Annotated in this window: 24 protein-coding genes and 1 pseudogene; 10 read left to right on the forward strand and 15 right to left on the reverse strand. The window is 43.0% G+C overall.

All coding sequences use genetic code 11. The features are described from left to right. Window positions 1–77: 77 nt before the first annotated feature. The 3 genes from J4N23_RS19325 to J4N23_RS19335 all read left to right on the forward strand — a co-directional run bounded on the left by J4N23_RS19325 (window position 78) and on the right by J4N23_RS19335 (window position 5,194). On the forward strand, window positions 78–2,873 hold the full coding sequence (locus tag J4N23_RS19325; RefSeq protein WP_207429486.1) for a 2-oxoglutarate dehydrogenase E1 component: 2,796 nt from the start codon (window positions 78–80) through the stop codon (window positions 2,871–2,873). A gap of 25 nt (window positions 2,874–2,898) precedes the next feature. Further along, complete coding sequence (gene odhB / locus J4N23_RS19330; protein WP_207429487.1) at window positions 2,899–4,419, forward strand: 2-oxoglutarate dehydrogenase complex dihydrolipoyllysine-residue succinyltransferase; 1,521 nt, start codon at window positions 2,899–2,901, stop codon at window positions 4,417–4,419. A gap of 70 nt (window positions 4,420–4,489) precedes the next feature. Then, window positions 4,490–5,194, forward strand: a complete 705-nt coding sequence (locus J4N23_RS19335; RefSeq protein ID WP_207429488.1) for a DUF2490 domain-containing protein — start codon at window positions 4,490–4,492, stop codon at window positions 5,192–5,194. A 95-nt stretch (window positions 5,195–5,289) separates the two neighbouring features. Here the strand turns inward: J4N23_RS19335 and J4N23_RS19340 are convergent, their stop codons facing one another. Then, on the reverse strand, window positions 5,290–6,027 hold the full coding sequence (locus tag J4N23_RS19340) for a head GIN domain-containing protein (protein WP_207429489.1): 738 nt from the start codon (window positions 6,025–6,027) through the stop codon (window positions 5,290–5,292). A gap of 51 nt (window positions 6,028–6,078) precedes the next feature. Further along, window positions 6,079–7,734: a M1 family metallopeptidase gene (locus tag J4N23_RS19345; protein ID WP_207429490.1), complete on the reverse strand. Its 1,656-nt coding sequence runs from the start codon at window positions 7,732–7,734 to the stop codon at window positions 6,079–6,081. 113 nt (window positions 7,735–7,847) lie between these two features. Between J4N23_RS19345 and J4N23_RS19350 the strand changes: the two genes are divergently transcribed. Together J4N23_RS19350 and lpdA are read left to right on the forward strand one after the other, a co-directional pair. Next, entirely contained in the window at window positions 7,848–9,008 is a 1,161-nt protein-coding gene (locus J4N23_RS19350) for a hypothetical protein (RefSeq protein ID WP_207429491.1), read from the forward strand. A 61-nt stretch (window positions 9,009–9,069) separates the two neighbouring features. Continuing rightward, a complete protein-coding gene (lpdA, locus tag J4N23_RS19355; protein ID WP_207429492.1) occupies window positions 9,070–10,473 on the forward strand; it encodes a dihydrolipoyl dehydrogenase in 1,404 nt (467 codons plus the stop codon). Between the two features lie 74 nt (window positions 10,474–10,547). Here lpdA and J4N23_RS19360 read toward each other — a convergent pair whose 3' ends face one another. From J4N23_RS19360 to J4N23_RS19370, 3 genes are all read right to left on the reverse strand, one after another. Next, window positions 10,548–10,937 (reverse strand): VOC family protein, encoded by a 390-nt coding sequence (locus J4N23_RS19360; protein WP_207429493.1) that lies wholly within the window; start codon window positions 10,935–10,937, stop codon window positions 10,548–10,550. Between the two features lie 67 nt (window positions 10,938–11,004). Beyond that, window positions 11,005–11,805: a helix-turn-helix domain-containing protein gene (locus J4N23_RS19365; RefSeq protein ID WP_207429494.1), complete on the reverse strand. Its 801-nt coding sequence runs from the start codon at window positions 11,803–11,805 to the stop codon at window positions 11,005–11,007. 48 nt (window positions 11,806–11,853) lie between these two features. Continuing rightward, the gene (locus J4N23_RS19370) at window positions 11,854–12,372 is read right to left on the reverse strand and encodes a DUF2867 domain-containing protein (protein ID WP_207429495.1); all 519 of its coding nucleotides are present in this window, start codon (window positions 12,370–12,372) and stop codon (window positions 11,854–11,856) included. Window positions 12,373–12,578: 206 nt separating this feature from the next. Here J4N23_RS19370 and murB point away from each other — a divergent pair, with 206 nt between their 5' ends. From murB to J4N23_RS19390, 4 genes are all read left to right on the forward strand, one after another. Beyond that, entirely contained in the window at window positions 12,579–13,595 is a 1,017-nt protein-coding gene (gene murB / locus J4N23_RS19375; RefSeq protein WP_207429496.1) for a UDP-N-acetylmuramate dehydrogenase, read from the forward strand. Window positions 13,596–13,770: 175 nt separating this feature from the next. Then, window positions 13,771–14,310, forward strand: a complete 540-nt coding sequence (locus J4N23_RS19380) for a sigma-70 family RNA polymerase sigma factor (protein ID WP_207429497.1) — start codon at window positions 13,771–13,773, stop codon at window positions 14,308–14,310. 215 nt (window positions 14,311–14,525) lie between these two features. Beyond that, a complete protein-coding gene (locus J4N23_RS19385; RefSeq protein WP_207429498.1) occupies window positions 14,526–15,497 on the forward strand; it encodes a polyprenyl synthetase family protein in 972 nt (323 codons plus the stop codon). A 1-nt stretch (window position 15,498) separates the two neighbouring features. Beyond that, on the forward strand, window positions 15,499–16,566 hold the full coding sequence (locus tag J4N23_RS19390) for a TerC family protein (RefSeq protein ID WP_207429499.1): 1,068 nt from the start codon (window positions 15,499–15,501) through the stop codon (window positions 16,564–16,566). 104 nt (window positions 16,567–16,670) lie between these two features. Here J4N23_RS19390 and J4N23_RS19395 read toward each other — a convergent pair whose 3' ends face one another. The 3 genes from J4N23_RS19395 to recJ are packed head-to-tail and all read right to left on the reverse strand — an operon-like array spanning window position 16,671 to window position 20,639. Then, window positions 16,671–18,179 carry a GH3 auxin-responsive promoter family protein gene (locus J4N23_RS19395; RefSeq protein WP_207429500.1) on the reverse strand — a complete coding sequence of 503 codons (1,509 nt, stop codon included), beginning with the start codon at window positions 18,177–18,179 and terminating at the stop codon, window positions 16,671–16,673. After that, window positions 18,176–18,928, reverse strand: coding sequence for an LPS export ABC transporter ATP-binding protein (gene lptB / locus J4N23_RS19400; protein ID WP_207429501.1), 753 nt, complete (start codon window positions 18,926–18,928; stop codon window positions 18,176–18,178). Before lptB ends, J4N23_RS19395 begins: the two co-directional genes overlap by 4 nt. 4 nt (window positions 18,929–18,932) lie before the next feature. Continuing rightward, complete coding sequence (gene recJ / locus J4N23_RS19405; RefSeq protein ID WP_207429502.1) at window positions 18,933–20,639, reverse strand: single-stranded-DNA-specific exonuclease RecJ; 1,707 nt, start codon at window positions 20,637–20,639, stop codon at window positions 18,933–18,935. 96 nt (window positions 20,640–20,735) lie between these two features. Here recJ and J4N23_RS19410 point away from each other — a divergent pair, with 96 nt between their 5' ends. After that, the gene (locus J4N23_RS19410; protein ID WP_207429503.1) at window positions 20,736–21,506 is read left to right on the forward strand and encodes an MBL fold metallo-hydrolase; all 771 of its coding nucleotides are present in this window, start codon (window positions 20,736–20,738) and stop codon (window positions 21,504–21,506) included. Between the two features lie 134 nt (window positions 21,507–21,640). On the opposite strand, the gene J4N23_RS19415 is transcribed toward J4N23_RS19410, so the two are convergent. The 7 genes and pseudogenes from J4N23_RS19415 to J4N23_RS19445 form a co-directional block, all read right to left on the reverse strand. Continuing rightward, window positions 21,641–21,967 carry a hypothetical protein gene (locus tag J4N23_RS19415; RefSeq protein WP_207429504.1) on the reverse strand — a complete coding sequence of 109 codons (327 nt, stop codon included), beginning with the start codon at window positions 21,965–21,967 and terminating at the stop codon, window positions 21,641–21,643. 153 nt (window positions 21,968–22,120) lie between these two features. Then, the gene (locus tag J4N23_RS19420; RefSeq protein WP_207429505.1) at window positions 22,121–22,507 is read right to left on the reverse strand and encodes a hypothetical protein; all 387 of its coding nucleotides are present in this window, start codon (window positions 22,505–22,507) and stop codon (window positions 22,121–22,123) included. Between the two features lie 186 nt (window positions 22,508–22,693). Further along, the gene (locus J4N23_RS19425) at window positions 22,694–22,888 is read right to left on the reverse strand and encodes a hypothetical protein (RefSeq protein ID WP_207429506.1); all 195 of its coding nucleotides are present in this window, start codon (window positions 22,886–22,888) and stop codon (window positions 22,694–22,696) included. A 68-nt stretch (window positions 22,889–22,956) separates the two neighbouring features. Next, a pseudogene (locus J4N23_RS21325) lies at window positions 22,957–23,139 on the reverse strand (transposase); the annotation flags it as partial. A gap of 275 nt (window positions 23,140–23,414) precedes the next feature. Beyond that, window positions 23,415–23,864, reverse strand: coding sequence for a hypothetical protein (locus J4N23_RS19435; protein WP_207429507.1), 450 nt, complete (start codon window positions 23,862–23,864; stop codon window positions 23,415–23,417). Window positions 23,865–24,130: 266 nt separating this feature from the next. Beyond that, window positions 24,131–24,679: a DUF4269 domain-containing protein gene (locus tag J4N23_RS19440; RefSeq protein WP_207429508.1), complete on the reverse strand. Its 549-nt coding sequence runs from the start codon at window positions 24,677–24,679 to the stop codon at window positions 24,131–24,133. A 76-nt stretch (window positions 24,680–24,755) separates the two neighbouring features. After that, on the reverse strand, window positions 24,756–24,937 hold a 182-nt coding region (locus J4N23_RS19445), incomplete at its 5' end, for a hypothetical protein (protein WP_207429509.1).

The following is a 24,937-nucleotide window of genomic DNA, read 5'->3' on the forward strand; positions in this document are numbered from 1 at the left end:
ACTTAAATAATCAAAATAAGTGGCTTATTATAAGGTTAAACTTTTATTTTTGCCGCTACCTTAGTAATAAAAAATACATGGATAATTTATCTTATCTCAGTAACGCACATTCATCGTATATAGATTCACTTTATCAGCAGTATCAGGAGGATCCAGAATCCATCGATTTTGGATGGAGAAAATTCTTTGAGGGCTTTGATTTTGGTCGCGGATCTGAAGCAAATGTGGCAGGTGGTGAAACTCCTGAGCATTTCCTGAAGGAGATCAAAGTATTGAACATGATCCACGGTTACCGCGATCGCGGGCATTTGTTTACTAAAACAAATCCTGTTAGGGAACGCCGCAAGTATTTTCCTGGTAAAGAGCTGGAAACATTTGGCCTAAGTGAAACAGATCTGAACACCGTGTTTAATGCAGGTGTCGAAGTGGGTTTAGGTCCGGCAACGTTGAAAGACATTGTAACCCTGTTAGAAGAAACTTACTGCCAATCAATCGGTGCCGAGTTCACTTATATCCGTAATCCGGAAAAAGTAAAATGGTTTCAGGAACGTTTAGAGCGTGAAAGAAACCGGCCGAACTTCTCAATTGAGACTAAAAAACGGATTCTTAAGAAACTGAATGAAGCTGTAGTTTTTGAAAATTTCCTTGGAACGAAGTTTCTTGGTCAAAAACGGTTCTCGCTGGAAGGTGCGGAAGGTGTAATTCCAGCCCTTGATTCAGTTATCGAGAAAGGTGCAGACTTAGGAATTGAAGAATTTGTAATCGGTATGGCCCACCGTGGACGTTTGAACGTCCTGGCTAATATCATGCATAAAACGTACAAAGATATCTTCGCGGAGTTTGAAGGTAAGGGCTACGATGAGTCCAAACCGTTTGACGGGGACGTGAAATATCACTTAGGTTTCTCTACGGACGTTACCACCGATTCAGGCAAAAAAGTTCACTTAAGTCTTTGTCCGAATCCCTCTCACCTGGAAGCGGTAGATCCGGTTGTAGAAGGTATCTGTCGTTCAAAAATCGACTTCAAATACGCTGGAGATAATACCAAGCTCGCCCCAATTTTGATCCACGGTGACGCTTCTATTGCAGGGCAGGGCGTGGTGTATGAAGTGCTTCAAATGGCGAAACTGGATGGTTACAAAACCGGTGGAACGATCCACGTGGTGATCAATAACCAGGTAGGTTTTACCACTAACTATAAGGATGCTCGTTCATCCACTTACTGTACTGATATCGCTAAAGTAACTTTATCTCCCGTATTCCACGTGAATGGAGACGATGTAGAGGCGATTGTCCATGCAGTGAATATGGCAGTAGAGTATCGCCAACGATATCATAACGACGTGTTTATCGACGTCCTTTGTTACCGCCGATATGGGCATAACGAGTCTGATGAGCCGAAGTTCACGCAGCCTCTTCTTTATAAAATTATTGAGCAGCATCCCAATCCAAGGGAAATCTATAACAAGAAACTGATGGAACAGGGAAGCGTTGATGCGAACCTGGCAGTGGAGATGGAGAAGAGCTTCAGGGCACTACTTCAGGAGCGGTTAAACGAATCCAAAGAAAGCAATACCTACGAGCCGAATCCGATGTTTTCGGGAGCCTGGTCTGGTTTGCGGATGGCCACACCTGAAGATTTCGACACTCCGGCCCAGACGGCAGTTTCTGAAGAGCGTCTTCTGGAGGTGGCAAAAACGCTGACAACACTTCCTTCAGAAAAGAAATTCTTTAAAAAGATCGAGAAGTTGTTTGATGATAGGAAGAAGATGGTAGAGAACCGGAAGTTTGACTGGGCAATGGGAGAGCTGATGGCTTACGGAACATTGCTAAGCGAAGGATTCCGGGTTCGTGTAAGCGGACAAGATGTGGAGCGTGGAACCTTCTCACACCGTCATGCTGTAGTGAAAGTGGAAGATTCTGAAGAAGAGTTTATTCCGCTTGCACAAATACAAAGTGGAAGTGCTCCGGCTAAATTCGATATCTATAATTCACATCTTTCAGAGTATGGGGTGTTCGGATTTGAGTATGGATACGCGCTTGCTAACCCGCATTCTCTTACTATCTGGGAAGCTCAGTTTGGGGACTTCTTTAACGGAGCTCAAATTATCGTAGACCAGTTTTTGGTGAGTGCAGAAACAAAATGGCAACGTTCAAACGGTGTGGTTATGTTACTTCCACATGGTTATGAAGGTCAGGGGCCAGAGCACTCCTCTGCAAGGATTGAGCGCTTTATGGAACTTTGTGCCAACTTCAATATTCAAGTAGTTAATATTACCACGCCGGCAAACTACTTCCACGCTTTACGTCGTCAGCTGAAACGTGATTTCCGTAAGCCTTTGGTAGTATTTACCCCGAAAAGCTTATTGCGTCATCCGTTGGTGCAAAGCGACATTCAGGAATTTACACAGGGACATTTCCGGGAAGTGCTTGACGACACGTTTGTAAAAGCAAAAGATGTTAAGCGTGTATTGTTCTGCTCGGGAAAAGTATACTATGATTTGTTAGAAAAGCAACAGGCAGATCAGCGTAAGGATGTGGCTATCGTACGCGTGGAGCAATTATTCCCTACGCCGCATGCACAACTGAAACAGATCAAAGAGAAATACAACAAGGCTACAGAGTTTTTCTGGGTTCAGGAAGAACCTGAAAATATGGGAGCATGGCCATATATCTGCCGTAAGTTTAGAAAATCTGATCTTAACCTTGATGTAATTTCAAGGAAAGAGGCAAGCAGCACAGCAACCGGATATGCTAAACAGCACATTTCGCAGCAATTATACATTGTAGGCAAGGCGTTCGAAGATAGAGCAGGCAAGGAAGTTGAAAAAGCTGTAGTGACAACAACAAAAAAGGTAGTAAACGTAGATTAATCTTAATACAAAAGAATTTAAAAACATGAGTTTAGAGATAAAAGTTCCGCCGGTAGGCGAATCAATTTCAGAAGTAACCTTATCCCGTTGGATTAAGAAGGATGGTGATTATGTTGAAATGGATGAAGTTATCGCAGAACTTGAATCTGATAAGGCTACTTTCGAGCTTACAGCTGAAAGAGCGGGAACTTTAAAAACGATTGCACAGGAGGGTGATACCCTTGAAATCGGTGCGGTGGTGTGTACAGTTGAAGAAGGCGGATCTCAGGCTGTTCCTGAAACTGTTGCGGAAGCTGAGGTTGGCGGACAAGAGCCAGTTGCTACAGAAACTACATCGCTTGAAATAAAGGTTCCGCCTGTAGGTGAGTCCATCTCAGAAGTTGTGCTTTCACGCTGGTTAAAGGCTGAAGGTGAGGTTGTTGCCATGGACGAGCAAATTGCAGAGCTTGAATCAGATAAAGCTACGTTTGAACTTACAGCTGAGGCTGCTGGAGTTCTTAAATATGTTGCCAGCGAAGGTGACACCCTGGAAATTGGTGCAGTGGTTTGTAAGATCGAATCAGGAAGCGGCGCCGCTGCTCCCGCAAAACAAGCATCTCAAGCTTCAACGAATTCCCAGCCAGCAGCTCAGGCGGATAAATCTTATGCGGCCGGAACCCCTTCTCCATCAGCGGCGAAGATCCTTGCTGAAAAAGGAGTTAATGCTTCGGCGGTAAGCGGCACCGGCGTAGGTGGCAGAATAACGAAGGAAGATGCCCTAAAAGCGGAAGCTAAAAAGGCAGAGGCTCCAAAGCCTGCAAGTGCTCCGAAAGCGGCTGCACCACAGGCAACTTCTTTTAGTGGCGATAGAAACGAGCGCAGAGAGAAGATGTCAGGCTTACGTAAGACAATTGCAAAACGCCTGGTATCTGTTAAAAATGAAACGGCGATGCTTACCACTTTCAACGAAGTGGATATGAAGCCAATCATGGATATACGTGCAAAATACAAGGATAAATTCAAGGAAACTCATGGCGTTGGTCTCGGCTTTATGTCGTTCTTCACCAAGGCAGTATGTGAGGCAATGAAAGATTTTCCTGCCGTTAATGCACGTATCGAGGATGAACAGATCGTGTATAGCGATTTCGTTGATGTTTCGATCGCAGTATCGGCGCCTAAAGGATTAGTAGTTCCGGTTATTCGTAATGCAGAGCAATTATCCCTGGCAGGGATCGAAAAAGCAGTTGTAGAACTGGCAGGAAAAGCACGGGAAAACAAGTTGACGATAGAGGAAATGACAGGAGGAACCTTCACAATCACTAACGGTGGTGTGTTTGGATCGATGTTATCTACGCCAATTATCAATGCACCTCAATCGGCTATTCTAGGAATGCACAACATTGTTGAACGCCCGGTAGCGATTGGTGGACAAGTGGTTATCCGTCCGATCATGTATGTTGCTCTTTCGTATGACCACCGGATTATCGATGGACGTGAGTCAGTTGGTTTCCTTGTAAAAGTGAAGCAACTACTTGAAGATCCAACAAGATTGTTATTAGGAGTATAACAGCATTTTATAATATTTTTGAGCCCGTTCCGGATAGTGGACGGGCTTTTTTATTTTAAACCGTATAAACATGAAACACACATTCAGATTTTTACTTTTCTCCCTTTTGTTCATCGTATCTCAGTCCTATGGTCAGCAGGTGCAGCAGTCAGCATGGCTCGCGTCGTTCAACAGTGTAAAACTTTCGGAGAAGTGGGGCTTGCATTTCGACATTCAGTTGCGCTCGGCCGACGACGTTGAATACTTTAGGCATTTGTTAGTGAGACCTGGACTTACCTATTTCATTAATGGCAAGCAGAACGTGACGGCGGGATACGCATGGATAGAGACCTTTGCAGATCCTGATCTTCCATTAGGTGCCAATTTTACTGAGCATAGGCTGTGGCAACAGTATATCTACGCTTATAAAATTAAGAGCATTCCTGTTTCTCATCGGTTTAGACTGGAGCAACGCTTTATTGAAAGAACAGGAGAGGATGTGTTCTCTCAAAGGCTACGTTATTTTGCCAGAGCCATTGTTCCCTTCAAGACGGATGAAGCAGGTTTTACTAAAGGAGCATTTGCTGCGCTTCAGAATGAGATTTTCCTGAACATTCAGAATAAAGATAAGATCAACAACAGTACTTTTGATCAAAATCGTGCCTACGTGGCTTTGGGTTACAGATTGAGTAAGAGAGTAGATCTGGAGGCAGGATATCTAAATCATTACCAAAAAGGGGCAGTCGGCAATACCACCAACCATGTGGGACAGCTAGCGGTGTACGCCAGGTTTTAATTGTATCCGAAAACTATTTGTGATTTTCAAGGCTTCAGCGAGAATAAAAAAAGCCCGGTTTTCAGGCCGGGCTTCTAACTTTAATTAAAACTGAACTAAATACGAGTAATCTTCCCTGATCCGCTTTTGCTGGAATTGACCTGCGGATTTCCGGTGTAGAAAATATCTCCTGAGCCGCTAATTGCTGCATTCAGCACTTTATCCGCACTTACTGTTGCCTCGCCAGATCCGCTCACTTTTACGTTGGATTCTCCGGTTCTAAGTTTTCTAGCCTCAAATTCCCCAGATCCACTGATCGAGACATTAGCGGTTTTAGCTTCTCCGCTAGCCTCCACTTCCCCAGATCCGCTAACGGCGACGTTTAATATTTTTGCCAAGGTCTTTGCCGTAATACTTCCAGATCCGCTCACCGCAACATCAACTTTTGTAGATTTAACTACACCATCTACCTCCATGTCCCCGCTTCCACTAACAGATAGGCCGCTGAGAGACTTCGCCGTTATGTAGATATTTACCTTGCTTTGATTTCCGAATCCCCAGCTATTCTCCAGACGCTTTTTCAGCCTGATCTTCAGCACTCCATTTTCAACTTTTGTTTCAATTTCTTTAATGAAGTCAGCGTCGCCTTCTAAACGTAGCTCTTCTTTCGAGCCCATTTTTACGAACACGTCAAAGGATCCTGAGGAGGCAATAGCGTTGAAGTTTGCTACTTTCCTTGTTTCTGTAGTGAAACGGTGGCTTTCTATGTGGGTAAGAAGGGTGCTGGTGCTGGCCACGCTGATAAAAGGTAGCAGCAGTAACAGCCACCCGAAGGATGCGAATAGTTTTTTCATGATCATGGCGATTTTATTTATTAGACGCGGCCCCTACTCTAATGTTGCACCTTATTTTGAAATTGCAGTATTGATGTAAAAATTGTCTGTATCTACTCTAACGGAAGAAGCATTTCCTTGCAGGTTGATGTGCTTCCATTCGGGGCCTGGCTGGACAGTTATCCATTTCGCTTGCTCATTGAATTTTATTCTTACAGGCATATCAAAGCCTTTTACGTCCGCTTTCCAGCGGAAACTTAGGCCGCCTGCTATAGTTCTCAATTCTAATGTGGGGATTGACCTATAGCGCAAGTATTGATCAAAAACTTTCGTGAGATTTTTACCGGAGAGCGTGTTTATAAGGGCTACCACCTCTCTCGTATCAGTTGTTCTAAGTCCAAGTTGGCTGTTTAAGCTCCGCAGGATCTTACGCCATTTGGAGTCATCGTTAATAATTGAGCGAACGGTATGAAGCATATTTGCCCCTTTAAAATACATATCTCCCGAACCTTCTTTGTTTACGCCGTATATACCGATCATAGGTGCATCATTCCGTACAGCAGAACGTTCCCCTTTGATATAGCGAACTCCTGCTTCTTTGCCTTCCTGGCATTCGACAAAAAGACCTTCTGAATAAGTGGTAAAAGCTTCATGGATCCACATGTCAGCAGCATCTTTCGAAGTAATGTTGTTGCCAAACCATTCGTGCCCCGACTCATGAATGATCAGATAGTCCCACTTTAACCCAAGTCCGGTTCTGGACCAGTCTGATCCCAAATAGCCCTTCTGATACTTATTACCGTAAGCTATGGCACTCTGGTGTTCCATACCCAGATAGGGAGCTTCCACCAGCTTATAACCGTCCCGGTAGAAAGGGTAGGGGCCGAACCAGTATTCGAAGCATTTCAGCATGGGTTTTACATCAGCCGAGAAATGCGTTTGGGCCTTTTGCAAGTTTTCTCGCAGCACATAGTAGTCCAGTGATAAAAGCCCGCGCTCTCCCTGGTACTTATCGGAAAAATGAACGTAGTCGCCGATGTTGAGCGTGACGTTATAGTTGTTGATAGGATAGGAGACAAACCAGTTGTACTTTTTGTAGCCCTGACCCGCGTCTTCGACAGATCTGAGCCGACCGTTACTTACGTTCATTAAGCTATCAGGGACCGAAATGCTGATCATCATGCTGTCTACCTCATCAGCTTGATGGTCTTTGGTAGGCCACCAGGAGCTTGCCCCCAATCCCTGACATGCGACTGCTACCCAAGGCTTACCGTTAGCGTCCTTAGTAAATACAAAGCCTCCGTCCCAGGGGGCGTTCTTTGCAATCATGGGACTGCCTGAGTAGTAGACTTTAAACTCCTGTTTGCTTCCTTTTTTAATGGTCGAAGGAAATTCGATGAAAACGGCATCAAGCTCGGTAGAGTAATCCAGCTCTTGGCCATTGTACTCTATTTTCTCAATAAGGTAATTATCAAAAAGATCGAATTGCAACTTCTTGAAATCCTGGGTGGCCGTAAACCGGAAAAGGTTAGAACCGCTAATTTGCTGTTCCTCAATATCTACCCGCACATCCAGATGATGATAATTCAGATCGTAGCAGGTTCTGAGGGGACTCAATGAACCACGTAAAGAATCAGCCCGGGTAAAAAGTGTGTTTTGATTAAGTGGCTGAGCAAGAACATCCGCAAAAGCGAACATGATACAAAATAGCCAAAGAATTTTTTTCATTCAATTGTGTCAATAGAAATATTAAAACGGTTCATAAACAGCATAATTGCAAGGTTTGAAAGCGAGTTACAAACAGGAATCCTATAATTGCAGTTTATAGGATGTCTAAACATATGATTTTAACTGAAGTCCGCACTAGCCAAGATGAAAAAGATTTCCTGCAACTCCCGTTAAGGATATATAAGGACGATCCTAACTATATCCGGCCGCTTGACGCTGACGTTTCACAAGTCTTCGACAAAGAGAAAAATAAATATTACGATGAAGAAAATTGTATACGATGGGTACTGAAGGATGACCAGGGAATGGTGATTGGCAGAATTGCCGCTTTTATAAATCCGCTTATAGCCTACTCTTTTGAGCAGCCGACAGGTGGGCTTGGCTTTTTTGAGTGCGTGAATGATAGGAGAGCGGCATTCATCCTCTTTGATGCAGCAAAGAGCTGGTTGAAGGCTAAGGGAATGGAGGCGATGGATGGGCCAATAAATCTAGGAGACCGCGACAAGTGGTGGGGCTTATTAGTCGACGGATTTCATCCTCCCTGTTATTGCAGCAACTACAATCCTGACTATTACAAAAGTTTCTTCGATGAGTACGGCTTTTGCGTGTATTTTCAGCAATATACTTACTACAGGAAAGTGCACGAGCCGCTTAAACCCCTGCACTATGCCATTGCGGAAAGAGTGAAACGATCGCCTGATTACGCATTTAAACATATAGGATTGAGGGATCTGGATAAGTATGTTGAGGATTTTAGGCAGGTATATAACAAGGCCTGGCTGAATCACGACGGCGTTGGGGAGATGAGCTTTGAACAGGCGCGGCAGATCGTAACTCCGCTAAAGCCGGTGATCGACGAGCGAATCATCTGGTTTGCCTACTATAAAAATGAACCGGTCGGTTTTTTTGTAAGTATTCCTGAGCTGAATCAGCTTTTCGTTAAGTATGTGGATGGCGAACTGAATACTTTCGGGAAATTGCGGCTCTTGTTCAATAAATGGACGGGCAGTACGCGAACAATGTTCGGCCTCGTCTTTGGAATTGTGCCGGAACATCAGAAAAAAGGGGTAGAAATTGCGATGATAGTGGAAGCGCACAATGCATTCAGAGACAAAGTGCCGTATAATGATATTCAAATGAACTGGATCGGCGATTTTAACCCCCGAATGATGGCGGTTGCAGAGCAAATAGGGGCAGAAATTTACAAGACGCATCATACTTACCGATATCTGTTTGACAGGGAGAAGGAATTCGAGCGTCATCCCGAGATATAGCATATTTATTTTTCCTAAAGCGTATTAATCCTTTAACTTTGGCCAACCAACAATTTAATCAATGCAATACGATGTTACAGTTATAGGCAGCGGGCCTGGTGGTTACGTAGCCGCCATCCGGTGTGCACAATTAGGACTAAAAACAGCAATGATAGAGAAGTACAGCACTTTTGGCGGTACTTGTTTGAATGTGGGCTGTATTCCTTCAAAGGCATTATTGGATTCTTCAGAGCATTATTACAATGCTTCTCATACATTTAAAACACACGGTATTAACCTGAATGATCTAAGTGTTGATATCGCTCAGATGATCAAAAGGAAAAATGAAGTGGTAGAGCAAACTACCGGCGGAATCACCTTCCTGATGAAGAAAAACAAGATAACTACCTATCAGGGTGTAGGTTCTTTTGTTGACAAGAACACAATCAAGGTAACTAAAGCCGAAGGCGGAGAGGAAACAATCAGCACGAAGAATGTGATTATTGCTACAGGCTCTAAGCCTACTGCACTTCCTTTTCTTCCAATCGATAAAAAGCGGATCATCACTTCCACAGAAGCGTTGAACCTTCCGGAAGTTCCCAAACATTTAATTGTAATCGGTGGGGGTGTAATTGGCCTGGAATTAGGATCTGTGTATGCTCGTTTAGGTGCTAAAGTTACTGTTGTTGAATTTATGGACGGCATAATTGGAACCATGGATAAAACGATGAGTAAAGAGCTTCAAAAGTCGCTTGCGAAACTTGGATTTGAGTTTTTGCTTAGTCATAAGGTTACGGGAGCTGCTGTTGAAGGTGACAAAGTAACTGTAACAGCTGACAGTCCTAAGGGAGAAAAAGTTAGTATCGAAGGCGATTATTGCATCGTTGCCGTAGGTCGTACTGCATATACGGAGGGACTGGGGTTAGAAAAAGTTGGAATTCAGCTGGAAGAACGCGGAAAGAAAATTCCGGTTAATGACCATTTAGAAACTCCGGTAAAAGGAATTTATGCTATCGGTGACGTAGTTCGCGGAGCGATGCTGGCGCACAAAGCTGAAGAAGAAGGGGTATTTGTTGCAGAGACTATTGCTGGGCAAAAGCCTCATATCAACTATAATCTAATTCCTGGTGTAGTTTACACCTGGCCGGAAGTAGCAAGTGTAGGTTTCACAGAAGAGCAACTTAAGGAACAGGGCAGAAAGTATAAAACAGGCTCTTTCCCATTCAAAGCAAGTGGACGTGCCCGCGCAAGTATGGATATTGATGGCTTGGTAAAGGTGCTAGCCGATGCACAAACAGATGAACTTCTTGGAGTACATATGATCGGTCCACGTGCAGCTGACATGATTGCGGAAGCAGTAGTTGCCATGGAGTTCAGAGCTTCGGCAGAGGATATCGGTCGTATCTGCCATGCACATCCAACATTTACGGAGGCATTTAAAGAAGCTGCTTTGGCTGCAACAGACAACCGAGCACTGCATATTTAAGCACTGAATAAAAAGCAAAAGGCTACGAGTTCTCGTAGCCTTTTTTTGTTTCGCTTGATTCTGTCAATGACTGCCTACGCCTCGTTTTTTACACTTGTAATCCACCAGGTATTTCCGCAAGGATCTTTAATTCCGGCACTCCTGCCATAATCACGGTCAGCAGGCTCCATGACAGATGTCGCGCCGTTTTCCAGCGCTTTTTTATAGGTCTCGTCCGCATCCTCCACGTAAACGAACAAACCTGCTGGCTGTTCAGCCCAGTTGTCACCGGCTTGGCCAAACATGATGGTAACGTCGCCAATTTGAATTTCGGCGTGCATAATCTCCTTTTCATCACGCATGTGTCTCATCTTTTCAGTGGCATCGAAAACGGTTTGCGTGAATTGAATGAATTCTTCGGCCTTCCGGAGGATCAGGTAAGGCATCACTCTTTGATAACCTGCTGGAATCATCAACTCTTTCATATGAATTTATTTTTTGATTAAAGGTAGTTTCATTGGCGTTCTAGAAATTGGAAAAATCCGACATTTGTCAGTCTCTGTAGTCCGTTCCTTCCGCTCCGCCCCTGAAATACTGGCGGGGATGATAACCCGAAAACGATTTAAAGTCATGGATAAAATGCGATTGATCGTAGTAGCCGCAGGCATGGGCAATCTCGGAGAGGGATTTAACTTTGCCGCCATAGGTTTTAATTGCTTCCTGGAACCGGATTATCTTCAAGTAAGTTTTTGGAGTAAAACCCGAAAGTTCCTTGAACCTTCTTTCAAATTGTCTTTCTGAAAGGCAAAACTCTGCGCTTAATGCCTTTACCGAAATCTTACAATTTCTATGGATGGCATAGAGAACGGCAGCCTCTATCGCTTCATTAGATTTCTTTTGGTGCTTCAGGCAATTGACAAGGAAGGAAGACAGAATTTTTACCCGGCTGATATTGTCCCCCGCTGTTAGTATCCGTTCCTCCAGCTCGGTGCCCGCCTGTCCTAATAAAGTTTGTAAGCAGACCAGCTGGGAGGTCAGTACTGAAGAAGGAAGTCCAAAAAGCCTTGGTATCGCAAATGGATAAAGGTAAACGCCAAATATGCCAAATGCTGTATTGGTAAGAAAACGGCTGGGTCGGCTAGTTTGTGCATGGATGAGAGCCAGTGGAGAGGTTTCTCGCTTTTCTGTGTTTAAGTCCTGAAACGTTCCTTTATAGTGGAATAACAGCTCTGCGCATCCATCTGCTACCGATCGGTAGACATATGGAACCGAAGCGGTGTTGCTTTCGAAAATCCAAAAAAAACGAACATATGGCGCAAGAGGGGCAGAAGGTGCTATGGTTTGGTATTTCATCGCTCAGGCGTTTAACTCTCAATCTTAGTTTTTTTCGAAGATCGCAGTTTAGCTAATCTTTTTAACTATTGCCCGCATCATTGCAGGGACAATGATTTTGTGAAATGGCTTCACAGGTATAAAATAAACCCGACCAAAAGTATTATTATAGTAAACAGTTGTAGATAGGGTAAAGGTTTTAGTTGGGTTAGTATCTGTGAGATGGAATGAAATCCGGAAGTTGAGATGCTTATCATCATCACCAAGCAGTACTTCATCCGCCCGTTTATCAATTACCTTAAAAAGACCCAGTCCGGTTCCCTTTTCTACTTTAAAGTTCTGTCGCAAAGATGCGCGAGCATTTTCAGAAGCTACTTTAAGCCCAACCAATCTTGCCAGCTTATTGCGCATCGACAAAAGATTCGAAACCCAAACTGGTGCAGCATCAAAAAACGCATAGACTAAGTCATCAGGAGAGATTGGTTTCGCTGATTGAAAAGTACAAGAATAAGAGTCGCGGTAATGTATCAGGGGGAAAGAGCCTGCGGAAAGCGATTGATCAGGAAGTTTAGATTTTTGAATTTTCATGGCTTGGAGATCGTTGTTTTGCTGTATTTAGCCTCGACGGCAGTTGGCAAAGTTGTGTATGCTACCTTGATTAAAGAAATTTTCAAGAACTTTTTTGAGTATAAATACTTGTTTAGTCATTAAGTGAGTGCACGGAGCCTCGCTGACTTTATTTCTTACAATTTAACAGATTATTGCCGAACTTCACCGCGCAAAAAAAAACAAGTATGCCTGAAGTTTTAGAGAACTTTTCCGTCAAGCAATTAAACACTTTTGGAGTAGATGCAACTGCGCGTTATTATGTAGAGATAAATTCCGTTAATGATCTGAGGACGCTTTTTGCTGATCAACGGTGGCAGAATGTTGAACGCATGATTATAGGCGGCGGAAGTAACATGTTGTTCACCCGCAACTATGAGGGCTTGTTAATCAGGATGAACATTAAAGGGATAGTGCAGGAAGTGCAGGGTGATGACGTATTGGTGACTGCGGGCGGAGGAGAGGTGTGGAATGATTTGGTGAATTATTGTGTTGAACGTGGTTTTGCCGGTATGGAAAACTTAACGCTTATTCCCGGATCTGTAGGAGCATCTCCCATTCAAAATATCGGAGCCTACGGTGTGGAGCTGAAGGATGTATTCTTTAGTTGCGAGGCCTATGATATAGGAAGCGGAGAAATGCGAACCTTCACGAACGCGGACTGCCAGTTTGATTATCGGGACAGTATTTTTAAGAGAGAGCTGAAAGAGAAGGTTATCATCACTGCAGTTACCTATAAGCTATCTACAGTGCCTTCACTTAATACATCTTATGGAGCCATTTCTTCAGAGCTGGCGAGACGGGGAATTAAGAGTCCGAGTATTAAAGATATCTCGCGGGTAGTAGCGGACATACGGGTGAGTAAGCTACCTGATCCCTCTACTATCGGGAATGCCGGCAGCTTCTTTAAAAACCCGATTATCTCCGAAGAGGAATTCAGGCAGATACAGTCTACTTTTCCGGACACTGTACACTACTGTCTATCAAATAGTACAGTAAAACTTGCAGCTGGCTGGTTAATTGAACAATGTGGCTGGAAAGGAAAAAAAGTTGGTGAAACGGGTACCTGGAAAAATCAGGCACTGGTCTTGGTGAACCATGGAAAGGCAACAGGATCAGAAGTTTATGCGCTTTCTGAGGCGATTATTCAAAGTGTAAAAGAGAAATTTGGGGTAGTGTTAGAGCGGGAAGTGAATATGATTTAGTCACGTTTTAGTTTAATTTCCTGTTAAATTTTCATACGCAGGCTTATCTGTTTAACAGGGTTGGCAAGGTTTAGCACAGTTGTTGCAATAGTTAGAGCAAGTTTGTTTAAGGATAAAACATACGACTTGTAAATAGTAACAAAATTGTAACGATCATCCAAAAAACCTTAACAACATGACTAAAATAGAATTCAACACAATGGTTATGCGTCAAGCAAGTTCACTTAGAATGTATGCCCTACATTTTACTCACGATGCCGATGATGCTAACGATTTGGTTCAAGATACATTACTTAAAGCGATCACTTATTACAATAAATTTAAAGAAGGTACTAATTTAAAAGGTTGGTTGTATACAATTATGAAAAACACATTCATAAACAACTACCGTCGCTTTGTAAAGATCAGTTCGTTTGTGACTAAGTCTGACGAAATCTCTTCTGCGAACCTAGTGTTCAGTTCTACTAAAAACCAAGGTGAATCAAAATTCATCATGGACGATATAAAATTAGCTTTAAGCAAACTTCCTGAAGAGTATTATGTTCCTTTCAGTATGTACTTCGAAGGATTCAAATATCACGAGATTGCGGACCACCTGGCAATTCCAATTGGAACAGTTAAAACCCGCATTCACGTAGCCCGTAAACTTTTAAAGAAAAGCTTGAAACCATATGATAACGGCCTGAAAAAGCCAATCTATGCCGAGCTTGACTAAAAAGCCCCTTTTCTAAACTCATCATACTTAAGAGCGTGCAGGTGCCAGCCTGGCGCTCTTTTTTGTTGTACAGCCACAGGCTTTGCTGGAGACCTCCTTCTCCCATCTGTATTTTAGCCGTTATTCAATCCGTACATATACTTTTTTTCCACTATGTTTGCAGCAAAAATTTGCTTCCTGCAAACCAACAGCAGCAAAGCATGTATTAAAGCTGAATGTCAAGGCTCGACGAGATTAAAAGACCGATAGAAAGGGAACTGGATATATTTGAAGATAAGTTCAAATCTTCTATGAAAAGTTCTGTTCCCTTGTTAGATAGAATTACGCACTATATCGTTAAGCGCAAGGGAAAGCAGATCAGGCCAATGTTTGTCTTCTTCTCAGCAAGTTTATGTGGCGGAATTAGGGAAGCTACCCATCGTGGAGCCGCGTTAGTCGAGCTGCTTCATACCGCAACACTTGTGCACGATGATGTCGTAGACAATTCTTACGAGCGCCGTGGTTTCTTCTCGGTCAATGCTCTCTGGAAGAATAAGATAGCTGTGTTGGTAGGCGATTTCCTTTTAGCTAAAGGAATGGACTTGTCATTGCAGCATAACGATTTCGGGATGCTCAAGATTGTAAATACCGCAGTTCAGAATATGAGCGAGGGAGAGTTGCTGCAAATGGAAAAAGCGCGTAAGTTGGATATAGATGAGGGTGTGTATTTTGAGGTTATCCGTCAAAAAACAGCGTCTCTTATTGCTTCCTGCTGCGCATGCGGCGCTGCTTCAACCGGCTCTGATGAAAAGCAGGTGGAGCAAATGCGATTATTTGGTGAGAAGGTTGGGATGGCGTTCCAGATTAAGGATGACCTTTTCGACTTCGGCACCGACGATGTAGGAAAGCCGCTCGGTATTGATATCAAGGAAAAGAAAATTACGTTGCCACTAATCTACGCGTTGAGTAAAGCCACCAGAGCTGAGAAACATCGGATCATCACCCTTGTTAAAAACCATAATGAAGATGCTCAGAAAGTAGCCGAGGTTATTCATTTTGTTCGCAACAGCGGGGGGCTGGCCTACGCGGAGATGCAGATGCACAGATTCCAGGACGAAGCTTTTGAAATCTTAAAAAGCTTTCCTGATAACGAGGCCCGTACTGGTCTTGAGCAGTTAGTTCGTTTTACCACAGAAAGAAAGAAGTAATATGTCAAATGAAGTTTTGTTTTTTGGAGGCTTTTTGCTCTTCGTAGTCGCCATGTTGGCAATTGATCTTGGAGTATTCAATAAGAAAGATCATGCAGTAAGTTTGAAGGAAGCGGCCATCATGAGTATTGTTTGGGTGTCTTTTGCAATTGGCTTTTATTTCCTTCTAACCCGAGAAGGTCATCAGCTTCATGGCATCGAGACATACGCTCAGTTGGAGGCAATTACACGGGAACACCTTCATAATATAAAACTTATTCCCGGTGATTTTCTGACAAGCCTTCATATCTATCGTCAAAACCTCGCTCTTGAATTCATTACCGGTTATTTAGTGGAGTATGCTCTGTCGGTAGACAACATATTTGTGATGGTTCTTGTATTTAGCGCCTTTGGTGTAGAAGAAAAGTACTATCACCGCGTGCTATTTTGGGGGATTATCGGAGCGGTTGTAATGCGCTTCATCTTTATCTTCGTTGGAGCTGCACTTATTGCGGAATTTGGCTGGATCCTGTACCTATTTGGGGCCTTCCTGGTGTACACCGGTGTAATGATGTTTATCAACAGAAATACCGAAGAGAAAATTGACCCACAGAACCATAAAGTGGTGAAGTTTGCCTCCCGCTATTTTTCTATCCACCCCGAGTTTGTGGGCAATAAGTTTTTCATAAAACGCGATGGTAAGAAAATGGTCACTCCTTTATTCATTGTATTACTGATTGTAGAGTTCACAGACCTAATTTTCGCTGTCGATTCCATCCCAGCTATCTTTGCTGTTACCAAGGATCCCTACATTGTTTTCTTCTCTAATATTTTTGCCATTCTTGGTCTACGGTCGATGTTCTTCCTGCTGGTAAACATCATCCATAAATTCCATTACTTAAAGGTGGGATTAGCCTTTCTTTTGGTCTTCATTGGTCTGAAGATGCTGGCGCATGATTGGCTGCACGCCTTCGGCTTTACCACCATGCACTCGTTGATAGTAATCCTGCTCATTCTTACTATCAGCGTCGTTGCCTCCTTGTTGTTTCCTAAGCAACTGGGCCACCCGGAAGGGGAAAAGCACTTGTAGACGGCTATAAGCTTGAAAATATAAAAGGGCGCTGTTGTATCTCAACAGCGCCCTTTTTGTGTATTGCAGAACTAATCAGTATGGTACTTTCGTTGTCTTAAGCGCTAGTTCATAGTTAGGATCTCGTCAACGTATTTACGCTCGTTTGCCAGACGTGGTACTTTGTGTTGACCACCCAGTTTTCCGCGGTTTTTAAGCCAATTATAGAAGGTGCCTTCCTTGGCTACGTGAACCAGCGGCCTGCGAAGGGCCATGTCTTTAAAGCGTTTTGCGTCATAATCCGAGTTTACCTCCCTCAGCGTGTTATCCATAATGTCAACAAACTTCTCGATGTTGTCGGGGTGTTGTTCAAATTCAATGATCCATTCGTGTCCACCGGCCTCATTCTCCTGGAAATAAATAGGACAGGCCGTATAATCACGAATAATAGCACCGGTCTCGCTGCAGGCCTTAGTAAGTGCTCTTTCCGCATTATCCACGATCAGTTCCTCGCCGAAGGCATTAATGAAATGTTTAGTCCGACCGGTGATTTGAATACGGTACGGTGATAAGGATGTAAACTTAATTGTATCTCCAATCATGTATCGCCAAAGACCACCGTTAGTAGAAATGATTAGCGCATAGTTTTTATTCAATTCTACCTCATGCAGTCCGAGCGTTTTAGGGTTCTCATCTTCAAAATTTTCCATTGGTAAAAATTCGTAGAAGATCCCATAATCGAGCATGAGTAGCATTTCTTCTGAGTTCGACTGATCTTGAATCCCAAAAAAACCTTCAGATGCATTATAAGTCTCCAGGTAGTACATATCCGAGGAGGGGATTAGCTTTTTAAACTGTTCCCGATAGGGCGTAAACTTTACCGCTCCATGGATGTAAAGTTCCAGGTTCGGCCAAATTTCTAATAAATGACTTTTGCCAGTCACCTCCATCAATCTTTTAGCAAGTACCACTGTCCAGGTGGGTACGCCCGAAATATTCGTCACGTTCACATCCTTAGTGGCCATAGCCATTCTCTCAATCTTCTCTTCGTAATTGTCCATCAGGGTGATAGACATGTCCGGAGTGCGATAGAACTCAGCCCAGAAAGGAAGGTTCTTGATAAGCACGGCAGAGAGGTCTCCGAAGTAAATATCCCCTGCTACCTGATTTACCTGGTGACTGCCACCTAAAGCAAGCGATTTCCCGTTAAAAATCTGTGCATTTGGGCGGTTGTTACAATAGATGGAAAGCATGTCTTTGCCGCCTTTGAAATGGCATTCCTCAAGCGACTCAGGGCTTACCGGTATAAACTTACTGCGGTCGTTAGTTGTGCCTGATGATTTGGCAAACCATTTTATCTCTGTTCCCCATAAAATCTGCTGTTCACCTTTCAGCATACGTTCGATATAGGGGGCCAGGCTCTCGTAGGTTTGGATGGGCACCCGCTCTTTAAACTGTTGCTGATTGTGGATAGAATTATAGTCGTATTTTTTGCCCCACTCGGTATTTCTCGCTCCCGAAAGCAGGTTCCGGAACAGCTCATCCTGGACATCATGCGGATACTTGATGAAAAGCTCAATCTGATGCATACGCTTCTTCATGAACCAGGTGAAAATGGAGTTTACAATCGTCATATAGGGTTGGTATCGGTAGTTTTCTTTTTACGTAATTCGAAGTTCTGACCCAGATAGAATTTACGCGCCATCTCATTATCTGCGATCTCCGCTGGTGTTCCAGTCAACATGATTTTTCCTTCCGTCAGCAGGTAAGCACGGTCTGTGATCGAGAGCGTTTCCTGGACATTGTGGTCGGTAATCAAAATCCCAATATTTCTGTGTTTTAGCTTCGCCACAATGGTCTGGATCTCTTCCACAGCGATAGGGTCAACACCGGCAAAAGGCTCGTCCAGCAAGATGAAATTAGGATTGGCGGCCAGGCAGCGGGCGATCTCCGTACGTCTTCTTTCTCCTCCGGATAAAAGATCGCCGCGGTTTTTCCGCACCCGGTGTAAGCTAAACTCGGTCAATAACTCCTCCAGTTTGTCTTTTTGCTCGGCCTTGGTCATCTTGCTCATTTCCAAAACCGCCCGAATATTATCCTCTACAGATAGCTTTCTAAAAACAGAAGCTTCCTGTGCCAGATACCCGATGCCTTTCTGAGCTCTTCGGTACATCGGATCACTGGTGATATCTTCGCTTTCAAGAAAAACATGGCCTTCATTCGGTTTTATCAATCCCACGATCATATAAAAGGAGGTGGTTTTACCAGCGCCGTTAGGGCCAAGTAATCCTACAATCTCTCCCTGTTCAACGTGGAAGGAAACGTTATTAACAACGGTGCGTTGCTTATATTTTTTGATGAGATTTTCTGCTTTTAGTATCATGAGGCTATTGTCCTATAACGCTTCTGATTCCTTTAACATATAATTGGATAGAGCGTTTCTCTTTCCAGACATTCTCTTCGATCGTATAACAAATATCAAATGGGAAGCCTTTGTTTATCAGTTGCAAGTATTGTCCCAAACCAAATCCTATGCACTCAAACACAGCCGAGTTTTCCTGGCGTACACACATCTTCAGGTGGTTGTTCCCTACAATAGTAGCATTGCCAACCACTCGAACATTCTTACTTAAAAATACGGGCGCCAGATTTTGCGGACCGAAGGGAGCAAACTGGTTGAGGATCCGGAAAAATTTGCCATTGATGTTTTCCAGCCGTAACACGGAGTCGATTGAAATTTCCTGAATTAACAGCTCATCAGGGATCGTTCTTGACACCACATCCTCGAACCGCTCCTGCAGTGCGGGTATGTTTTCTGGTTTTAGCGTTAATCCTGCCGCGTATTTATGTCCACCAAATTGCTCCAATAGATCGCTGCACGAGCTTAGCGCTTCGTATAGATCAAAGCCCATCACAGAACGAGCAGATCCGGCCACATGTCCGTTCGACTGAGTAAGTACAATAGTAGGGCGGTAATATTTTTCCGTCAGGCGGGATGCAACAATGCCGATAACTCCCTTATGCCAGCCTTCGTTGTACACTACGGTGGTTTTCTTGTTAATCAGCTCCGGGTCGGCCTCGATCATCGCCAGTGCTTGTTCGGTAATCGAAGAGTCGTGCTCTTTTCTTTCCGTATTTTTTAAGTTGATCAGTTCGCTTTTTAGCCGGGCAGTTTCATGATCATCAGCAATCAGCAAACTCACTGAATGTTTGGCGTCATCAATTCTGCCCGCTGCGTTAATTCGCGGCCCGATGGTGAAAACCACATCCGATATGGTGTATTCTTTTTTTCCTGCAATCTCGATAAGTGCGGCAAGACCGTTACATGGAGATTCATTCAGGCGCTTGAGACCGTACCAGGCAAGCACCCGGTTTTCGCCGGTAATGGGTACAATGTCCGAAGCGATACTTACAGCCACCAGATCCAGATAGCAGGCGACCGTATCAAACGGTATGTCGTTTTTTTGTGCGTAAGCCTGCACCAACTTGAATCCGATTCCACAGCCGGACAGCTCCTTGTAAGGATAGGTGCAGTCAGGTCGTTTTGGGTCAAGAACAGCAACAGCGTCGGGAAGGATACTTCCGGGAAGATGGTGGTCGCAGATCACAAAGTCAACGCCAATTGTATTGGCATAATCAATTTTATCTACCGACTTGATCCCGCAATCCAGCGCGATAATAAGGCTGAAGCCTTGTTCTGCTGCGTGATCAATTCCCTGGATAGAGATTCCGTAACCCTCTTTGTATCGGTCGGGAATATAGTAGTCGATCTTGCTATGATGTTTTTTGAAAAAGCTGTAGACCAAAGAAACGGCGGTAGTTCCATCTACGTCATAATCGCCATAGATCAGCACCTTTTCGTCGTTGCTGATCGCTTGTTCGATCCTTGATATAGCAATTTCCATGTCCTTCATCAGGAACGGATCATGAAGGTGGCCAAGGTCGGGACGAAAGAAGCTTCTTGCTTCTTCAAAGGTTGTAACTCCCCTGTTAACAAGTACAGTAGCTAAAACTTCATCAATGTTCAATTGATGCTTTAGCTCTTCTACTGCCTTTCGGTCTGTTACTCCCTGCTCTACCCACCTTTTTTGCATATCTTTGTTTGCTTTAACGGGTAAATATAATACTTAATATATTATTTGAAGCCCGGGTGTTTGTAAGCAATTCATTATCAATAATAGATTTTTTGCGTGAAAGTATTTCCTCTGTACGAAGGTTCTTATTCTGTTGATAGTTCGAAAAAATTTCTGCCTTTTGATCCATCAATTCATAACCCGAAAGATCGGCCAGCTTCGTTGTTTGTGTATGTGCAGCCCTTTTTGGTAGAGACGGCCAACAATCTTATCGTGATCGATGCCGGGCTTGGTTTTAAAAAGGAATCCGGAGAGCTCGTCATTCATGACAATATCAGAAAAGCGGGTTATGCGCCCGAAGATGTCAATCTCGTGTTAATGTCGCACTTGCATTACGACCATTCCGGAGGGATGATTTATGAGCGGGACGGCAACTACCAGCTTTCTTTCCCCAATGCGGAGTATGTGATAAACAGGGGGGAGTGGGAAGCGGCTTACAGCCACCCTTCCAAATCCTACAGGACAGAAATATTTGATATTGTTCAGCGTAGCGGCAGCATCCACTTCATCGAAGGTAATGGCAAGCTGAATGAGCAGATCAGCTACGAAGTGACCGGCGGTCATTGTGAATATCACCAGGTGTTTTTGTTGGAAGACGGTGGCGAGAAGGTGTTTTTTGGTGGAGATGTTTTGCCGGAACCTGAGCAACTGCTACGTCGTTTTAAAGCTAAATATGATTTTGACGGCGCCCGTTCGATGGAGTTGCGGGAGGTATTTGGTAAGCAGGCCGCTGAACAAAACTGGCTCTGCTTGTTCTATCATGCCAAGAGTCAGGCGATGGCACGGGTAGGATATGACGGGGAGGCGTTCAAGATTTTAGAAGCCTAACGTTGAGTGTTTATATTGTGCCCTATTGAAAGCACTTCCGTGTCGAGCTGCACTAATGTAATTAAAAAGCAGAAAACTTCGAGAAGCACGTCGCCCGGGCATAACTCAAACCCGATGTTATGGATAGTTGCTTTTTATTCCGGTAGTAGTTCTTCTGGAGTCGGAAATTTCAAAAGCCGCTCGAAATTTACCTTCCAGACGTCCAATTCAAACAAGTCATCTTGGTCGTCTAAATTGATTGAAATCCAAACGTCAACGTTATCGATATCAATGTATTTCATCACAATGAGTTCTCGACCAAATAGTCTTTGCCTTTCAGCGAAAATTTCTAAGCTTCCCATGCCTCCATCGTCTAGGTCGGTTACAAGACTTGACTCAGGTAGGTCAGCTGAATAGTCTGCCAGCTTCAAAAGATGACAGATTAAATTTCGCTCCTCGGGTCGTATTAGTCTGGTGGTCATTCTATGCAATTACCTATAACGTTTATGGGTTTAAGTTGTGCCCGATTAAATTGCAGTCAACTGTTACCCAGCACTAAAGTATTTAAAAAGCAGAACAGAACAAGAACCACGTCGCCCGGGCATAAATTAAACCTGCTGTTAGTGGTAGTTTTTCTATTTGTCAAACTTATAAACTCTGCTATTAACCCACTTCCAGATGTACGGCTCATAGCCCAAGAAGTCATATCGTTTGTCAATTAAAGCAGGTTCGATTTTTTTAAAGTTAAAGTATGCGAATTGCATTAAGTCGATTTTATCTCCATTTTTCAAGTAAATCAATATTTCTTTGAAGTTCCCTATTTTGTAAGGAATTTCAGAAGTACTGAATCCTAAAATTTCTTTTTTTGATATCGCAGTCTTTTGAAATGTCAGCAGATTAATTACCTCGATTCCATCAGGTGTAATTATATATGATTTTGTGGTTTTTAATAAAACGATAAAATACATATAAAATAATGCACCAAATGGCAAACTTAAAAAAAGAATTAAACCAAGTCTCAAGTCAATCGAGTGTAAATCTCTAATAAACGTAAAAATGCATAGGCATGTCAAAAAAGCAAAAAATAATGAGAGTAATAGTCTTCCAAAGGGGACTACGGGATTGAACTTAGTTTTGAAGGGCTCCACTTATTTGTTGAATCAGAGATTTTGTCCTTGGTCGAATTTTTTTTATAATTCTGACTAACGTTAATTAATCATTTGATTATTAAGCTGTTTTTCTTCCCACTTTTGCCGGTATCTTTCCTGGGAAAATATACCAAGTTCATTGGGATCTATTCCAAGTTTAGCAATTTTCTTTCGGATTGCTGCCAGGTGCTTCCGCCTTTCGTCAAGAAAAACATAGGCGTTCTTTGGTTTGTAAGCTTCTCCTTTGGTGATCATATGATAGAGTATAACTGCAATCTTTCTTGCGGTAGCCGTAATTGCTGCTTGCCTTCCTTTTTTGAAAGCTATCCGTTTGAAGAATCTTCCAGGTCTGATTCTTTAAGATTTCCAACTGCATTAGCGGCATTTCGTAAAGCTATTTTCAAGCGGTTGCTTCCTTTGGGGATATGATTGGAGAGCGTTTTACCGCCACTTATCTTATTGTTGGGAGCCAGGCTGAGCCAGGAGGAGAAATGCTTAGCTGTAGGGAATTTTTTTAACCCTTCAGGTCCTAGGACTTGTCAGCACAAGACTAACAGAGATACCATTTTAAAAACCGGTCTTCCTAGAGGCCGATTGAATGTACGCTTCCACGTTAGCTCAGGAAATTAATTGGAATTTCTAATAGGGAGAATGTTGCCTAACGGTTAAGGCTTTGCGAAGATGGCGGATAGAAAGCACTTCATTGTCACCCTGCACAAAGCTTAGTTAAATGTAATAAATTACGAGAATAACGGCGGACGCCATTTTTGCAAAGGTGATGTTAGCGGGTCGTTGTTTTATGTTCCAATATTCTTCTAAAGATAAACACGTCATTAACTAATATGGTGTCCCTTAATACATTAGTCGTTTTGGCGTTTTCAAATTCCCGCACAATCAATTTATTCCCATTTCCGTACGTCTGCAATATGGAAGCATCAAAGGGTTTCTCTATCGTATCAATTGGATATATTTCACCGCAAGAATTAATAAAGAAAAAGCAAGATAAAATCAACGCTGAACAAAATCTAATTGTCTTGTTAAGCCTTAAAAGTAACATGATGCTTAACACAAAAACGATAAATGCTAGATAACCCAAAATTCGGTTAGCAATTACTAAACTACCACTTACAAAGGTTAGGTCAGGGAAGAATTGTTCCACAAATATGCCCGTTCCTAAGACAACTCCGGAAATACTGGTCGCAAGAAGCATGGTCTGCTTGGAAGTTTGCATGTTTTTTTACAATTCTGACTAATGATAATTAAGTTATTGATTTTCAACGCACTTGTCTTTTGTATTTTCGCCTCTTTTTGTTCATCCCCATACGTTAGTTCTGGAAATTAATTGGAATTTCTAATAGGGAGAATGACCGTTAACGTTACAGGTGTTGCTGTCTGTGCTGGCATTTATTGTACTTCAGCCTCACGTTTGCACTAATGTATAATAGAATTACTGACGTTCAAAACTTGTTCTGCCGTCAGCATTGCAGCAAAACCTTGTTAGCGCTTTGGTCTTTTATTAGCAATGTCAGTCTCATAATTTAGCAGTTCGGCATATGGATCACCTTTTAAGTCAAGTAGCAGTGCAAAAGCTGGTTCTGTCTTAAAGCCTTTTCGTTTCAATGCTATTATTTGCTGACGAAAGCCTTCCCCATTTTGTTTTAGCAATCTATGCTCAATTAGCATGTGCCTATAGGCAAGCTGCTGGCGGGTAGGGGTATCCTGTCCAAAAACTTCGATTTCAAAACTTTCTACTTTGAAGCTGCCAACGACTGCATTTGTGTCTTTCCCCTGGTATTCTGACAACCTGAAGCTGTCTTTTCCCTGAAAGAGTTTCCTGAGTGTTTCAGAGAATTGCTTTAGGTCGGAGGTGTAACAAATAATGTCAATGTCGCTACAATCAGTATCAATATTTATGGGTATGGTACCAACAAGTATCGGTTCAAAGACCGACAGCGATGACATTATACCGTGTTTGGTCAACAACTGATAAACCTGTCGCTGTTTTGTATTACCATGCTTTAGATATTCTATAGTATCAAATTCCATCTGAAATCTTGAATCTACCTTGCCACTAACGGTTAGGGCTTTGCGAAGATGGCGAATAGAAAGCACTTAACTGTCGTCAAGCATAAAACTTAGTTAAATGTAGAAAAGTTTCGAAAGTAACGTTAGCCGCCATTTTAGCAAAGGCTATGTTATGGGCTGGTGTTTTTAGTTCCTCATACACGTCTTGTTCGAACGCTTTAGCGAGTCGGTCGATTCCTTTACTTTCTTTAGAATATCCACCTACTTTATGTATTCTAT

It is taken from the genome of Pedobacter sp. SYSU D00535 (genome assembly GCF_017355855.1).
Taxonomy (GTDB): domain Bacteria; phylum Bacteroidota; class Bacteroidia; order Sphingobacteriales; family Sphingobacteriaceae; genus Desertivirga.